This window comes from Trabulsiella odontotermitis, from assembly GCF_001297775.1.
In the GTDB taxonomy this organism is placed as follows: Bacteria; Pseudomonadota; Gammaproteobacteria; order Enterobacterales; family Enterobacteriaceae; genus Trabulsiella; species Trabulsiella odontotermitis.
Genome location: NZ_LIFX01000011.1, coordinates 143,104 through 157,979, shown reverse-complemented (window position 1 = coordinate 157,979; position 14,876 = coordinate 143,104). Strand labels below are relative to the sequence as shown.

The following is a 14,876-nucleotide window of genomic DNA, read 5'->3' as shown; positions in this document are numbered from 1 at the left end:
GCGTTTTTTTACTGTGATTTTATTTTTGGGTATTTCTGTAACCAGCGTCCGCTGACCATGCGCCAGTAGAAGAGCACACCGCGTACCGCCCAGTCGAGGAACATGCCGAGCCAGACGCCGATCACCCCCATGCCGAGCATAATCCCCAGTACATACCCGGCCACCACGCGACAGCCCCACATACTGAACATCGACACCCACATGGCGAAACGCGCATCACGCGCCCCTTTCAGGCCTGACGGCAACACCCAGGACGCCGACCAGATCGGCATAAACGCCGCATTGAGCCACAGCAGGACTTTCACGACTTCTTGTACATCCTGATCATGGGTATAAAACGACGCAAACAGCCCGGCAAGTGGCGCGGTTCCCCAGGCGATCACCGTCAGCCCGATCGTCGACAGCCAGAACACATGACGCAACTGACGTTCTGCCTGACCGATCTGCCCTTTGCCAAGACGTTTCCCGGTGATGATCGTTGATGCTGAACCCAGCGCGTTCCCCGGCAGGTTGATAAGCGACGCGACCGAGAAGGCGATAAAGTTACCCGCGATGACGTCCGTCCCCATCCCGGCAACGAACATCTGCGTCAATAATTTGCCGCCGTTAAACAGCACTGATTCGATACTGGCGGGGATCCCGATGCCCATCACTTCCCAGATGATGCCGAAATTTAACGGCCTGAAGTAACTTCTCAGGGAAATGCGCAGCGATTTCACCCCTTTCATCAGTACCAGCACGATGGCAATCGCACCGATATAGCGTGAGATGGTTAACCCGAGCCCGGCGCCAACAAACCCCAGCCCTTGCCAGGACAGGAAGCCGTAGATTAACCCGCTGCTGATAATGATATTCAGGATGTTCATTCCGCCGTTAATCAATAACGGAATTTTGGTATTACCCGCCCCGCGCAACGCGCCGCTGCCAATCAGCGCGATGGCTGCCGCCGGATAGCTGATCACTGTCAGCTCAAGGTAGGTCAATGCCAGCGCTTTTACCGGCTCCGTCGCCGCGCCCGCAATGACGTCGATAATCTCTTTCCCAAAAGCATGGATGACAATCGCCAGCACAACGGAAAACAGCGCCATGATCACCAGTGATTGCCGCGCCGCCGCCCTCGCCCGCTTGTGATCACGCTTGCCCAGGCTGAAAGCGACCACCACTGTCGTACCCAGATCAATCGCTGCAAAGAAGGCCATCACCACCATGTTGAAGCTGTCTGCGAGCCCGACGCCCGCCATGGATTCCGCCCCCAGCCAACTGACCAGAAACGTACTCAACACGCCCATCAACAGGACACAGGTGTTTTCCAGAAAAATAGGTACAGCAAGGGGGGTGATTTCACGCCAGAAGAGGGTCCGATAACTTTTTCGGTTTTTATACCAGGCCGTGCGTTCGATGGACTGGCGAAGTGCTGCGGTGACGTTCAAGAGGGTCCTTAATGAGAAAGCTGAAACTCCATTTCAAATGATGATGGAGAATGGGCAAAGCTGCAAAATATTTTTCTGTATTAATTGGCGGAAATTACAACAAATTGTTGTCAGAAGAAGCAATCAGACGCGATTGCGCGAAATGGAGTTTGACAAAGATTTTTTCGCCGCTAAGATAACCCTCCACACGATTCCTCTGTAGTTCAGTCGGTAGAACGGCGGACTGTTAATCCGTATGTCACTGGTTCGAGTCCAGTCAGAGGAGCCAGATTCAAAAAAGCCTGCTTTCGAGCAGGCTTTTTGCTTTGTGACGCCATCAAAGTACGAAACCGTAGTGCGAGCCATCGGGCAGTTCAACGTCAAAACGTAGCTTGCCGCCTGCGGCTTCAACATAGCGCTTCAGCGTGGAGAGCTTCAGATCACGCCCCGGTTTTTCCATTCCGGCAATCGTGGGCTGTTTGATGCCCAGCGTCTTCGCCATCTCCATCTGCGTTTTCTGCACTTTCTCACGCAGTTCTGCCAGATGGATATTAAGCAGGATCTCATCAGCCAGTGCCTGCGCTTGTGCAACAACTTCTGGTTTTGTGTCAGCAAGCAACTGCTCCAGCGTTCTGCCCATTTTGCCACTCCTTATTTGCCTGAATTCTTCAGATAGTTCGTATATTCGCGATCCGCAACAGGCAGCATTTCATCGTAGAATCGCTTCTCGTTGCCAGCCTTATTTCCGGCGCAAAGTAAAATAGCGTCGCGATAAGGATCAAAAATGAAAAACGCACGAAGCGGTTCTCCCCGGCTCTGGATTCGTAACTCTTTCATATTGTGGAAGCGAGAGCCTTTAACTGTATCCGCATACGGCCGGGACAACTGCGGCCCGCTACCGCGTAAAACCAGCAGCGAGGCAAGAACACTGGCCTGATCGCTGTCGCAAAGTGAATCGAACCAGATATCAAACCTGTTCGTCGTTTTAATCATCCACACGGGATCTCCTTATCAATATAGGTTAAAAGCTATATAGGTGTAAAGCGATAACGGAGAGTGTGAGTGAGAAGGACAGTGAAGCACAGCCAGGTAATGTCCAGAACGCGGGAAGCTTTCCTGTCTTTCAGTAGACCCGACACGGCGATGCAGCGTCTTTACGAGCATCGTCGCAAAAGGAGGGAGAGAGGCTGCCGGGGAATCACCCCGGCAGCCAACACACTAAACTACGCCGTCGGCAGCACAATATCGCTTCCTGCCAGCGTGCCCATCTGGTAGTACATCGTGCAGGCGGCGTCGACGATATGCATGGCCAGTGCCGCGCCGCTGCCCTCACCCAGGCGCATTTCCATATTCAGGTACGGTTCAAGCTGTAGCGCGTTCAGCGCCACACGGGCGCCCTTCTCAGCAGAGACATGAGACGGAATCAGATAGGGTTTGATCGCAGGTGCAATCTGGCAGGCGGCTAGTGCGGATGCGTATGACAGAAAACCATCCAGCATGACCGGCAAACCACAGGAAGCGGCGCCGAGCATCACGCCAGTCATACCGACGAGGTCAAAGCCGCCCACTTTTGCCAGCACGTCTGTCGCATCGCTGGCGTCCGGCTGGTTAATGTCGATGGCGCGACGCACCACATCGACTTTATGCGCCAGCTGATTTACAGGGAGATTTGCCCCGACGCCAACCACCGCTTCCGGTTCGGTTTGCGTCAGCACACTGACTACCGCGGCGGCTGGCGTGGTGTTTGCCATTCCCAGCTCACCAACAGCAAACAGCGTTACACCTTCAGCGGCGAGCTGGCGTGTGTAATTCATTGAATCCACCAGCAACGCGACGGTCTGCTCGCGCGTCATCGCTGCTTCGCGGGCAATGTTACCGCTACCCCGTGCCACCTTCATGTTGATGACACCGGGGATCGGTTCGGCATCGATGCCGACATCAATCACATGTACCTGCGCGCCAGCCTGTTTCGCCAGTACGCAAACGCCGGTGTTCTGGCGAACCATATTTGCAGTCTGGATGGCAGTCACGATCTGCGGTGAAATGGTGACGCCTTCATGCCAGACGCCATGGTCAGCGCACATGACGACAATGGCTTTGTTATCGACCTGCAGCTTACCGGCCAGACCTGGCATCCCCATGAGCTGTACAGCCAGCGCCTCCAGCCGACCGAGGCTGCCGGGCGGTTTTAGCAAACCATTGATATGCTGCTGTGCGCGAGCCATCGCCGCCGTATCGGGCCGCGGAATAGTGTCTAATAACGCATTGAGGTTTTGCATCGTGAACGTTCCCTGTTACAGCAGAGCCAGCAGAAAGACCACTTCGCCCAGTTCAATTGCCGCGCCGAGCGTATCGCCGGTCTGACCGCCAAGCGTACGTTTGAGCAATTTCGCGATCAGGTAGATAGCGACGAGCGTGAGCAAAAACGCCACCAGGCCGTTCATCCCCAGCAACGCTGTCGCCAGCACGGCGGTGACACCCAGCGTGATGGCAGCCTGTCTGAACGTCACTTTGCCGATGAACAGGTTGCCCATGCCCTCTTCGCGGGCATAGCGTTGTCCGTACATCAACACTACCGAGACACCGCGCCCGGCGGCGCAGGTGGCGGCAAGCACTGCCGGAAGCCAGACGCCCCGTAACGACAGTTCGCTTACCAGTAACACTTTCGCCAGCAACACAAAAATCAGCGCCAGGCCGCCATTTGTGCCGAGACGGCTGTCGCGCATGATCTCCAGCATCCGTTCACGCGGGCGCGATGAAAATACGCCATCGCAGGTATCCGCGAGCCCGTCCAGATGCAGCCCACCGGTCAGCAACGCCAGTGTCAGTACCGCAAACAGTGCGGCCAGTGGCGTGCCGCACCAGGTATGCAGCAGCGCAAACACCAGCCCGCTCAGTGCGCCCAACAGCAATCCGACCAGCGGAAAGGTGATGATGCCACGGACATAATCCTGTAGTTCCACACCCTGAGACCAGCGCTGCGGTACAGGCAGACGGCTCATGAAAGAAAGCGTGGCAAAGAAAACCCTGTTCATTTTATTTTGACTCCTATACCTGACACCACCAGCCAGACGTCATCCGCCGCCTGCGCCAGTTTTTGATTGGCTCGTCCGGCAATATCACGAAAATGCCGCGCCAGCCGGTTCTCCGGCACAATGCCCATTCCCACTTCGTTGGTGACCAGCACAACCGGTGACGGGCAGCGCTGGCACAGCGTGATCAGATGCGTTATTTCGTCGTCCACCCGTCGCTCCAGCGCCGCATAATCCCACGTTTCAGGGTCGCTGGTACCGCCTTCTGCAAACAGAATATTGGTGACAAGCGTCGTGATGCATTCCAACAGTATCGCCTCGACGGGGGAGTTATCGGGTGTGATTAGCTGTTCAAGGTGTTGCCAGCGCTCTTCGGTGCGCCAGTGCGCCGGGCGATGTTGCCGGTGATGGGCGACCCGCTCCGCCATCTCGTCATCAAAAATTTGCGACGTCGCGATGTAAAGTACGGAACGATAGTGGCAAAGCAACGACTCGGCATGTCGGCTTTTGCCGCTGCGCGCGCCGCCCGTGATAACAATCATGTTGAGGGTTCCTGATGCAGAGGTTGTGCAGGTTTGAATACAATAAGATTCATACAAACATCAGGATGAAAGGGAGAGGAAACGGCGAGAGCCAGGCTCTCACCGCGAACCGGTTTATTCGGTTTTACCTTCAGGAACTTTGACTTCGCCCATGATTTTCAGTTTCTTGGAAATATCACGGCGTTCTTTCGACAGCTCAGCATTTTTGATGATGTAGTCATCAACGCGATCTTCGTAATCGCTTTTCATGCTGGCGATAATGCCCTGAATGGCGTCGACGCTCATACCTGGCTTGATGTAGTCGCTCAGGTTGTCGAGCAGCAGAACACGCTTCTGGTTGTCACGGATCTTTTTCTCAACGTCCTGGATTTCACGCTGCAATTTGTTCTTGCGTCGGAACAGGCGAACAAACTCCAGGACATCCTGAAATGAAGGCTTAGTTGTTTCCATTTTTACACCCCTGCTAATTGAAACTCGGATTCGTTAAAGCAACCGCTATCGCCTGAGGGATACATTACGTATAGCAATTGCTAATGACAATGGTTTTTGCTTTGGGGTTCATCATAACCCTAAATGCCGCTGAATCGAAACAACCTGACGTCACACCGTTGCCCGTCTGTCTTTTATTTGCGCAATGCGCGGCAGATCAGATGCGATAGCAGCTCCAGTTGGCGCGCGAGTTCCATGCTGAGCCAGACGTAGCCGTGGATTGGCGTCTCCAGCAGGTTCTCGCTGTTATACTCCTGCATCAACTGCCGTAATTCGGCGGCGATTTCACTTAATCTTTCGCTGTTCGCCAGTATCGGCTGTGGATTCCCTTCGTACAAGGCGTGGGCAATGGTCAGCAGCGTCTGCTGCGTCATCTGTTGCGTCTCGCGCAGCGTCTGGGCATTGAGCATCACAAAATGGCTTTCGCGCGACGCCCAGTGCGCGTTGTTCTGCAACTCCAGCATGCACACCAGATTACGGCTGACGGTCTGAATCCCTTCGAAAATTGATTTCTGGATGCGCGTTTCTTTGCTGGCGGGCGTGATCAGCCCACGCATTTTGACGACCTCGCCGAGCATTTTCTGCAGATGTTTATCGAGCCGCGGACGCTCGAGCAGGTTAGGCGAAGTTCCCGTCTGATAGAGGCGATTGTAGAGGGTGACAAAGTGCGCCATCTGAATGCGCCAGTGGAGGAACGCCCGCTGTGGCCAGATGCCGGTAAACAGCATCGCCAGTAACGAGCCAAAAATCACATCGCCGCTTCGCCAGAGCGCGGTGGTCAGATCGCCCGGCGGCGCGCCAACCACGACCGCCAGCGTGATACCAATCAGCAACGCCTGATAGGGTTTTTTACCCAGCGCCAGCCAGCCGCAAAGGAACATCGCCGCGAAGCACCAGATGAGCATCAGCGGCAGAGAAATGAGTTCAAGCTTGAGCGCCACCAGCCCCAGCGCGGAACCAAGGATCGTGCCGCCAATACGTTCATAGGCGCGTGGGACCACGTTTCCCCAGAACGAAATTGGCCCCATCACCACCACCAGCGTGATCAGGGGCCACGTTCCTTCCGGGATATCAAACACGCGGACCAGCAAAAAGGTCAGAATAAATGCCAGCGCTATCCGCACACCATGAACAACCCGGTAGTGTCGATACAGTCGAATTTCAAAAGGACTCAGTGATTTATCAGCACGCACACCCGCTCTCCGGCAACGCCGTAAAGCACAATTGTAACGGGTTTTCTGCCGATCGCATCACGCTACTGTAAAAATCCTTAACCATTGCAGGGGAAAAGCACGCCCCTTTACTTACGTTCGACCGAAACGTACATGTCGATGTCCCAGTAGCCGTCAACGGCGCCATCGTTCAGGTAGACTTCGAACGTGGCTTTCGGCGCGAACTGCCAGGTCGCATCTTTCTGCAGACTTTCGAAGAACTGATACCACGGGGTCGCGAAATCGTTATTTTCTACCCGCGCGCGGGCCACAGCATAATTCCCGCCCTCGACGGTGGTCATCATCACGCCTTCACTGTTCGCCGGGATGGTAAAATCATCAGGTACCGTCACGGCAGTGTCGCAGCGCAGTTTTTCTGGCGGCGTGATCTCCGGGTTGTCGTAGTAAACGGCAATCCATTCAAGCGGCTGGATTTGTTTGCCATCCACCCACGCCATCAGTTGTTCAAATCCTTGTTTGACCTTTTCTTCCCAGGGCCCGACCAAATGAAACCCGGCAATCGTGCGCTGACGTTGTTGCTTGATGCTGTATTCCATGTTACCTCCATTTATTGGCGATTTACTGTATAAATATACATATAAAGCTAGCAGAGGCTTTATGGATAGTATGTGCGACGATTCACAAAATTACGCTTTATGGTGCAGCCAGTCGCTGAAGCGCGAGAGCAAACCGCCCTTCTCTACACTTTCCAGGGTGATGAGCGGCATATGTGCCACGACCTTGTCGCGATCAAGCAGTTCAATCTCCCCGACCCGTTTATTCGCCGCCAGTGGCGCATCCAGCGATTTCTGATCCAGGACATATTTCGCTTTGATATGTGGGATCTCCGCTTTTGGCAGGGTCAGCCAGAAATCCTCAGCGGTGCCGAGAGCAATGGTTTCTTTGTCGCCGTACCAGATACGTTCAGTGCCAACCTGTTTGCCCTGTTGCAGGATCTGCACGGTATCGAAATTCTGTTGCCCCCACTGCAACAGCTTTCGCGCCTCAGCTTCGCGCCCTTTCATGCTCTCCGCGCCCATGATGACCGCGATCAGGCGACGTTTACCATCAACCGCGGACGCAATCAGGTTATATCCGGCTCCGGACGTATGACCGGTTTTCAGGCCATCGATGTTCATGGTTTTATCCCACAGCAAGCCGTTACGGTTCTGCTGAGTGATACCGTTCCAGGTCAGACTCTTCTCGCTGTACATATGATAGAACGCAGGCTCGCCGTGGATGATGGCCCGCGAGAGCACGGCCAGATCGTAAGCAGAACTGTGCTGACCTGGCGCATCGAGACCGTGGACGGTCTCAAAGTGCGTATCCCGGAGACCCAGTTTTTGCACGTAGTCGTTCATCATCGCCACAAACTGAGGCTCTCCGCCCGCCACGTAATCCGCCAGCGCCACGCAGGCATCGTTACCGGAATCCACAATCAGCCCGCGGCTTAAATCGCGCACTGTCAGGCGGTCGCCCGCTTTCAGGAACATCAGGGATGAACCATCAAACACCGGATTCCCTTTCGCCCATGCGTCGCGCCCTACCGTAACCATGTCGTCCGCAGTAATGCGATGACTGTCGATCGCGCGGTCAACCACATAACCCGTCATCAGTTTGGTGAGACTGGCGGGATTGCGCTGCTGATGTTCATTGCCGGAGGTTAAAATCTGGCCGGTGGTGTAATCCATCAGAACCCAGGAGCCCGCCTGAATGGCTGGCGCGGCGGGGGAAAATTCAATCGTTTCGGCGGCCAGTGCCGATGAAATACTCATCGCGAGTAAAGATGCAGCAATAAACAAACGGCGTTTCAACAGCATATCCTCAAGAACGTTATAAAAATCGCTGTTCTTTTTACGGAAGTTCGCGTGTCAGCGCCTGCTGAAATTGCAAAGAAATGTGACAGCCACGCTTTCATCACCCGCCATTCTGTGCAGAGACACGAGAAAGCACGGCTTTTTATTCGGATGTCAGGCCACAATCGTTTACCATAACCCATCATATTTCTACAGGATGGAGCTTCGGGTGTCTGATTCCGCAACGCAGCCTACTTTTCTCTTCCACGATTACGAAACCTTCGGCACCAGCCCGTCGCTGGACAGGCCTGCGCAGTTCGCGGCCATTCGTACCGACGCAGATTTCAATGTTATCGGCGAGCCGGAGGTCTTTTACTGCAAGCCTGCTGATGACTATCTGCCACAACCCGAAGCGGTACTCATTACCGGTATTACACCGCAGGAAGCGCGGGCGAAAGGTGACAACGAGGCCGCTTTTGCCCGACGCATTCATGATATTTTTACCGTGCCGAAAACCTGCGTGGTGGGCTATAACAACGTCCGGTTTGATGATGAAGTAACGCGCAATATCTTCTACCGCAACTTCTACGATCCTTACGCCTGGAGCTGGCAAAACGACAATTCGCGCTGGGATCTGCTCGATGTCATGCGCGCCTGCTATGCGCTGCGCCCGGAAGGCATTCAATGGCCGGATAACGACGAAGGATTACCGAGCTTCCGCCTTGAGCATCTGACCAAAGCTAACGGCATTGAACACAGTAACGCCCACGATGCGATGGCTGACGTCTACGCCACTATCGCCATGGCGAAGCTGGTAAAAAGCCAGCAGCCGCGCCTGTTTGATTATCTCTACACCCATCGCAGCAAGCAGAAACTCGTCCCGCTGATTGACGTGCCGCAGATGAAACCGCTGGTGCATGTCTCCGGGATGTTCGGTGCCTGGCGCGGCAACACCAGTTGGGTCGCGCCGCTCGCCTGGCACCCGGACAACCGCAACGCGGTGATTATGGTTGATCTGGCGGGCGATATCTCTCCGTTGCTGGAGCTGGATGCCGATGCCCTGCGCGAGCGACTCTATACCGCCAAAGCGGATCTCGGCGACAACGTGCCGGTACCGGTGAAACTGGTGCATCTGAATAAATGCCCGGTACTGGCGCAGGCCAATACGCTGCGCCCGGAAGACGCGGACCGTCTGGGGATCAACCGCCAGCACTGCCTCGATAACCTCAAAGTGCTGCGGGAAAATCCACAGGTACGCGATAAAGTGGTGGCGATCTTCGCCGAAGCGGAACCGTTTGTGCCGTCCGAAAACGTCGACGCGCAACTGTATAACGGCTTTTTCAGCGATGCCGATCGAGCGGCGATGAAAATCGTGCTGGAAACCGAACCGCGTAATCTGCCAGCGCTGGATGTCACCTTTGCTGACAAGCGCATCGAGCGTCTGCTGTTCAACTATCGTGCCCGTAACTTCCCGGGAACGCTGGATGACGCCGAGCAGCAGCGCTGGTTACAGCATCGCCGCAATGTCTTTACGCCGGAGTTTTTGCAGGCGTACGCCCAGGAGCTGGAAATGTTATACGGTCAGTATGACGGGGACAGCGAAAAACTCGGGCTGCTCAAGGCGCTGTATCAGTACGCGCAGGAAATCGTCTGATAAAAAAACCGGAGACACAGTCTCCGGTTTTTCATTGCGGTTCGCGTTAATTACGCGATGTCTTCGTACTGCGGCACCGGGTTACGGAAGCTTTTGGTCACACAGGCCAGATAGACCAGACCGATACCGGCCCAGATCAGGCCCAGCACCATGGAGCTCTCTTCCAGGTTAATCCACAGCGCACCTACCGTCAGCGCACCACACACCGGCAGCACCAGGTAGTTGAAGTGATCTTTCAGGGTTTTGTTGCGCTTCTCACGGATCCAGAACTGCGAGATCACCGAGAGGTTAACGAAGGTGAACGCCACCAGCGCGCCGAAGTTGATCAACGCCGTGGCGGTGACCAGGTCAAAGTTAATCGCCAGCAGAGCAATCGCGCCGACCAGCAGCACGTTCCATGCCGGAGTACGCCATTTCGGGTGAATGTAGCCGAAGAAGCGGGTCGGGAACACGCCGTCACGCCCCATCACGTACATCAGGCGAGAAACCCCCGCATGCGCTGCCATACCGGAAGCCAGAACGGTCACGCTGGAGAAAATCAGCACGCCCCACTGGAAGGTTTTGCCTGCTACGTACAGCATGATTTCAGGCTGCGACGCGTCCGGATCTTTGAAGCGGGAGATATCCGGGAAATAGAGCTGCAGGAAGTAAGAAGCACCAATGAACACCAGACCGCCAATCAGCGCGGTCAGGAAAATCGCTTTCGGGATCACGCGCTCGGCGTCTTTGGTCTCTTCCGACAGTGAGGAGATACCATCAAAGCCCAGGAACGAGAAGCAGAGGATCGTCGCACCGGTGATCATCGGCACCACATGCGCGCCTTCGGACCAGAACGGACGAGTGCTGGTCAGCGTCCCCGCGCCTTCACCGTGAGAGACACCGTAAATGATGAGACCCACAATCACCGCCACAATCCCCATTTGCAGAATCACAATCAGGGTATTGAAGTTCGCGACGGTCTTGATGCTGCGCAGGTTCGAGATGGTCATAAAGGCCACCAGCGCCACCACGAAGATCCACGACGGTACGGAAGGCACCAGCGCTTCGAAGTAAATTTTCGCCAGCAGGATGTTGATCATCGGCATGAACAGGTAGTCCAGCAGCGATGACCAGCCCACCATAAAACCTACGGTCGGGCTGATGGATTTCTGGGCGTAGGTATACGCCGAGCCAGCAGACGGGAAACGGCGAACCAGTTTACCGTAGCTCAGCGCAGTAAAGAGAATGGCGACCAGCGCAAAGGCGTAAGCCGTCGCAACATGACCGTCAGTGAGGCCTGAAACGATACCAAATGTATCGAACAGCGTCATCGGCTGCATATAGGCAAGGCCCATCATGACAACCGGAATCAGCGTAAGCGTTTTACGTAATTCCACGCGAGAGGTGTTTGGAGTAACGTTATGCGACATGGTCATCCCCCTTTACGGCGAATGCCGTCGCGTAAGCAAAAAATTGCCCCATTGTTCTGGAATCCTCAGCGACAACAACTGTCGGTTTTTGGTAAGTATCTATCCGGTACGAAGCCCGGCCTCTTGGTTTTAAATGACGAAACGCGATGCAAAAAAATAACCGACGCGTTAAAAAAACGTCGGTTAGTCTCTGATTTTGCAGGCGGCGTATTGTGCCCTCAACGATTGTTAAAAACAAGCGAATGCGAGCGCCGTCAAAAAAAACTTTTCAATAAATGGCTGATTTTTAAACACTCCTTTTCTGATAGACCGCAGCTATGGCACTATTTGCTAAAATAGCCTCCCGCCACCATGCGCTGGCAAGCCCGGCGGTCTGTTCATCCCAGCCAATCCAGACCGGATCAAACGCTGACCAGGAGGCGACTTTTTTCTCCACCAGCGCGCCGCTATCAAGAAAACGTTGTGCCATATAACGCGGCACAAAACCGCATCCCAGACCACTTATCTGCAATTCCAGTTTAGTCTTGAAATCAAAGACCGTGATCGCGTCCTGATCTTCTAACAACTGCCGGAACGCAGGGCATTCCGGCGAGGTGCTGTCGCCCACAACGATGGCGCGATAACGCTTGATAGTGCGTCGGCTGAGCGGTTCGTTTTCCTGCGCCAGGGGATGATGCGGCGCAACCACGAAGACATGTTCCAGTTCGCCCAGTGCGGCAAAAGCAAAGCCGCTCTGCGGTGGCGGGTCCCGCAGCGCGCCGACCACAATGTCCGCCCGCCCGCGGATCAGCGCTTCCCACGAGCTGCCCAGTACGCCATTGATAAATTTCAGCCGGGTAACGCTGTGGCTTTGATAGAAAGTTTCAATCAGCGGCGCCAGCAGGGAGAAAGGGAATGTATCGTCGACGCCGATAATCAGCTCATTCTCCCAGCCTTCGTTAAGCTTGATGGCCTGCTGCTCCAGTTCGCGCACGCTGTGCAGCACCTCGCGCCCTTTTTCCAGCAACAGTTTGCCGGTGCGGGTGAAGGTGGCGCGGTGTCCGCTGCGGTCGAGCAGTTGAATGTTGAGATCGCTTTCCAGCTTATGAACGGTGTAACTGAGCGCCGAGGGGGTTTTGTAGAGCTTTGCCGACGCCGCAGCAAAGCTCCCTTCTTTTTCAAGTGCATCAAGAATAATGAGGACATCCAGCAGTGGCTTCATCGTCGCTCCTTTGCGTGGCGCGATTCGACCGCCAGTATGTCACTCCATCGGCATTACCAGCGGATCAGGGTACTGATATTCGAAACCGAGTTCATTGCAAATCCGGCTGCCATCAATCACTTTCCCCTTCTCTTTGCTGTCTCCGGCAACAAAGGAAGGCGGCTCCAGCCCCAGCTCCCTCGCCATTTGCGGATAAAACACCGCGCGCGAAGGATGTTTCGGCGCACATATATTATAGATGTGTCCACCCTTTGGAGCCTGTAGCAGCAGCGTAATGGCGGAAATCACATCCTCCAGATGCACCAGATTGACGCCCTGTTCGCCATCCGGCGCCTGCTTACCGGCGAAAAAACGCCCCGGATGTCGCCCCGGCCCCACCAGCCCGGCCAGTCGCAGAATATCCACCGACGTACCCGGCAGATGATGCAGCCAGTCTTCCAGCTCTTTCAGCACCCGGCCGCTGGCGGTGACGGGTTCGCGTGGCGTGTTCTCTTTAATGGTGCCAGAGGCATTACCGTACACCGAGGTGGAACTGGTGAAGATGATCCGCGGGATGTGATACGCCAGCGCGGAATCCACGATTTCCTGTACTGCCTGAAGATAAAATTCCTCGCCCGGCCCGCTGCGACGCGCCGGGAGCGTGATCACCAGTGCGTCGACGTTCATTAACGCATCCAGATCTTCTGTTTCGCAGACCAGCTGAGGCTCCAGCCGTAAGGGATAGCTGTCGATCCCGCACATCCTTGCCGCCTCCACGCCATCCTGGGTGGTTTTACTGCCCGTGACCTGCCAGCCGTGCGCTGTGAGCGACAGCGCCAGCGGCATCCCCAGCCACCCTAATCCGACAATCGCGACTTTTTTCATGCGTTATCTCCTGACTCATTCGGTCTCCTGCCTTAAGGCTACGCCAGCCCACCGGAACTGACAATTCATAGCATCAATATGAATTCAATAATGGGTGGAAAAAAGACCTTGCTTTCGGGGATAAAAGTGGTTTAGGTTAAAAGGCATAGTGTGAATAAGCATTCAATGAGAATTTTATGAGCGTTCAATTTAAACACCACCATCATCACCATCATCACCATCATCCTGACTAGTCTTTCAGGCGATGTGTGCTGGAAGACATTCAGATCTTCCAGTGGTGCATGAACGCAAGAGAGAGCCCCCGGAAGATCATCTTCCGGGGGCTTTTTTTTGGTTCGCTTTCAGACAGGTATACAGAGGAAATAACAATGTCAGATAACAGCCGTTTACGCATAGCTATTCAGAAATCAGGGCGCCTGAGTGAAGACTCACGCGAATTACTGGCCCGCTGCGGCATAAAAATTAATCTTCACACTCAGCGTCTGATTGCGCTGGCCGAAAATATGCCCATTGATATTCTGCGCGTACGCGACGACGACATCCCGGGTCTGGTCATGGATGGCGTGGTTGACCTCGGCATTATTGGTGAGAACGTGCTGGAAGAGGAGTTGCTGAGCCGTCGCGCGCAGGGCGAAGATCCGCGTTACTTCACGCTGCGTCGTCTTGATTTCGGCGGCTGCCGCTTGTCGCTGGCGACGGAAGTTGATGATGTCTGGGACGGCCCCGCCTCTCTCGACGGCAAACGTATCGCCACCTCCTATCCTCACCTGCTGAAGCGTTATCTCGACCAGAAAGGTATCTCCTTTAAATCCTGTCTGTTAAATGGTTCGGTAGAAGTCGCACCGCGTGCCGGGCTGGCGGACGCCATCTGCGACCTGGTTTCCACCGGGGCGACGCTGGAAGCCAACGGCTTGCGTGAAGTGGAAGTGATTTACCGCTCAAAAGCCTGTCTGATCCAGCGCGACGGTGACATGGACGACGCCAAACAGCAGTTGATCGACAAACTCCTGACCCGTATTCAGGGCGTGATTCAGGCCCGCGAATCCAAATACATCATGCTGCACGCGCCAACTGAACGTCTGGAAGAAGTCATTTCCCTGCTGCCTGGCGCCGAGCGCCCGACCATTCTGCCGCTGGCCGGTGACCAACAGCGCGTGGCGATGCACATGGTCAGCAGCGAAACCCTGTTCTGGGAGACGATGGAAAAGCTGAAAGTGCTTGGTGCCAGTTCGATTCTGGTACTGCCGATTGAGAAGATGATGGAGTAAC

At 55.0% G+C, this 14,876-nt stretch carries 16 protein-coding genes, 1 tRNA gene, 1 pseudogene and 1 other annotated feature; of the genes and pseudogenes, 3 read left to right on the top strand and 15 right to left on the bottom strand.

Annotated features, from left to right (window positions below):
* Window positions 1-8 precede the first annotated feature (8 nt).
* A complete protein-coding gene (locus AOY23_RS15875) occupies window positions 9-1,430 on the bottom strand; it encodes an EmmdR/YeeO family multidrug/toxin efflux MATE transporter (protein WP_054180320.1) in 1,422 nt (473 codons plus the stop codon).
* Between the two features lie 94 nt (window positions 1,431-1,524).
* Complete coding sequence (locus tag AOY23_RS23250; RefSeq protein ID WP_407830029.1) at window positions 1,525-1,617, bottom strand: DUF5951 family protein; 93 nt, start codon at window positions 1,615-1,617, stop codon at window positions 1,525-1,527.
* Between the two features lie 5 nt (window positions 1,618-1,622).
* Between AOY23_RS23250 and AOY23_RS15870 the strand changes: the two genes are divergently transcribed.
* Window positions 1,623-1,698 (top strand) — tRNA-Asn (locus AOY23_RS15870).
* A 48-nt stretch (window positions 1,699-1,746) separates the two neighbouring features.
* Here the strand turns inward: AOY23_RS15870 and AOY23_RS15865 are convergent.
* The 9 genes from AOY23_RS15865 to dacD form a co-directional block, all read right to left on the bottom strand.
* On the bottom strand, window positions 1,747-2,049 hold the full coding sequence (locus AOY23_RS15865) for a helix-turn-helix domain-containing protein (RefSeq protein WP_054180319.1): 303 nt from the start codon (window positions 2,047-2,049) through the stop codon (window positions 1,747-1,749).
* An 11-nt stretch (window positions 2,050-2,060) separates the two neighbouring features.
* Window positions 2,061-2,408: a type II toxin-antitoxin system RelE/ParE family toxin gene (locus AOY23_RS15860; protein ID WP_054180318.1), complete on the bottom strand. Its 348-nt coding sequence runs from the start codon at window positions 2,406-2,408 to the stop codon at window positions 2,061-2,063.
* A gap of 224 nt (window positions 2,409-2,632) precedes the next feature.
* Window positions 2,633-3,688: a nicotinate-nucleotide--dimethylbenzimidazole phosphoribosyltransferase gene (gene cobT / locus AOY23_RS15855; RefSeq protein ID WP_054180317.1), complete on the bottom strand. Its 1,056-nt coding sequence runs from the start codon at window positions 3,686-3,688 to the stop codon at window positions 2,633-2,635.
* 15 nt (window positions 3,689-3,703) lie between these two features.
* Complete coding sequence (gene cobS, locus AOY23_RS15850) at window positions 3,704-4,444, bottom strand: adenosylcobinamide-GDP ribazoletransferase (RefSeq protein WP_054180316.1); 741 nt, start codon at window positions 4,442-4,444, stop codon at window positions 3,704-3,706.
* On the bottom strand, window positions 4,441-4,983 hold the full coding sequence (cobU, locus tag AOY23_RS15845; protein WP_054180315.1) for a bifunctional adenosylcobinamide kinase/adenosylcobinamide-phosphate guanylyltransferase: 543 nt from the start codon (window positions 4,981-4,983) through the stop codon (window positions 4,441-4,443). The genes cobS and cobU overlap by 4 nt, the downstream gene beginning before the upstream one ends.
* A 114-nt stretch (window positions 4,984-5,097) precedes the next feature.
* Window positions 5,098-5,433: a DUF496 family protein gene (locus AOY23_RS15840; RefSeq protein WP_038162995.1), complete on the bottom strand. Its 336-nt coding sequence runs from the start codon at window positions 5,431-5,433 to the stop codon at window positions 5,098-5,100.
* 173 nt (window positions 5,434-5,606) lie between these two features.
* Entirely contained in the window at window positions 5,607-6,665 is a 1,059-nt protein-coding gene (locus AOY23_RS15835; protein WP_054180314.1) for an FUSC family protein, read from the bottom strand.
* Window positions 6,666-6,772: 107 nt separating this feature from the next.
* Window positions 6,773-7,240, bottom strand: coding sequence for a DNA gyrase inhibitor SbmC (sbmC, locus tag AOY23_RS15830; RefSeq protein WP_054180313.1), 468 nt, complete (start codon window positions 7,238-7,240; stop codon window positions 6,773-6,775).
* A gap of 90 nt (window positions 7,241-7,330) precedes the next feature.
* Window positions 7,331-8,503: a serine-type D-Ala-D-Ala carboxypeptidase DacD gene (gene dacD / locus AOY23_RS15825; protein WP_054180312.1), complete on the bottom strand. Its 1,173-nt coding sequence runs from the start codon at window positions 8,501-8,503 to the stop codon at window positions 7,331-7,333.
* Window positions 8,504-8,696: 193 nt separating this feature from the next.
* Between dacD and sbcB the strand changes: the two genes are divergently transcribed.
* On the top strand, window positions 8,697-10,133 hold the full coding sequence (gene sbcB, locus AOY23_RS15820) for an exodeoxyribonuclease I (RefSeq protein WP_152958583.1): 1,437 nt from the start codon (window positions 8,697-8,699) through the stop codon (window positions 10,131-10,133).
* 50 nt (window positions 10,134-10,183) lie between these two features.
* Here the strand turns inward: sbcB and AOY23_RS15815 are convergent, their stop codons facing one another.
* The 4 genes and pseudogenes from AOY23_RS15815 to AOY23_RS15805 form a co-directional block, all read right to left on the bottom strand.
* Complete coding sequence (locus AOY23_RS15815) at window positions 10,184-11,542, bottom strand: APC family permease (RefSeq protein ID WP_054180310.1); 1,359 nt, start codon at window positions 11,540-11,542, stop codon at window positions 10,184-10,186.
* Window positions 11,532-11,594: a membrane protein YoeI gene (gene yoeI, locus AOY23_RS23245; protein WP_407830030.1), complete on the bottom strand. Its 63-nt coding sequence runs from the start codon at window positions 11,592-11,594 to the stop codon at window positions 11,532-11,534. Before yoeI ends, AOY23_RS15815 begins: the two co-directional genes overlap by 11 nt.
* Before the next feature lie 176 nt (window positions 11,595-11,770).
* Window positions 11,771-12,743 (bottom strand): annotated as a pseudogene (locus tag AOY23_RS15810) (LysR family transcriptional regulator).
* 39 nt (window positions 12,744-12,782) lie between these two features.
* Window positions 12,783-13,607 (bottom strand): SDR family oxidoreductase, encoded by an 825-nt coding sequence (locus AOY23_RS15805; RefSeq protein ID WP_054180308.1) that lies wholly within the window; start codon window positions 13,605-13,607, stop codon window positions 12,783-12,785.
* A gap of 208 nt (window positions 13,608-13,815) precedes the next feature.
* Window positions 13,816-13,939 (top strand) — a sequence feature (His leader region).
* A gap of 36 nt (window positions 13,940-13,975) precedes the next feature.
* Here AOY23_RS15805 and hisG point away from each other — a divergent pair.
* Entirely contained in the window at window positions 13,976-14,875 is a 900-nt protein-coding gene (hisG, locus tag AOY23_RS15800) for an ATP phosphoribosyltransferase (RefSeq protein WP_038162976.1), read from the top strand.
* Window position 14,876: the final 1 nt, after the last annotated feature.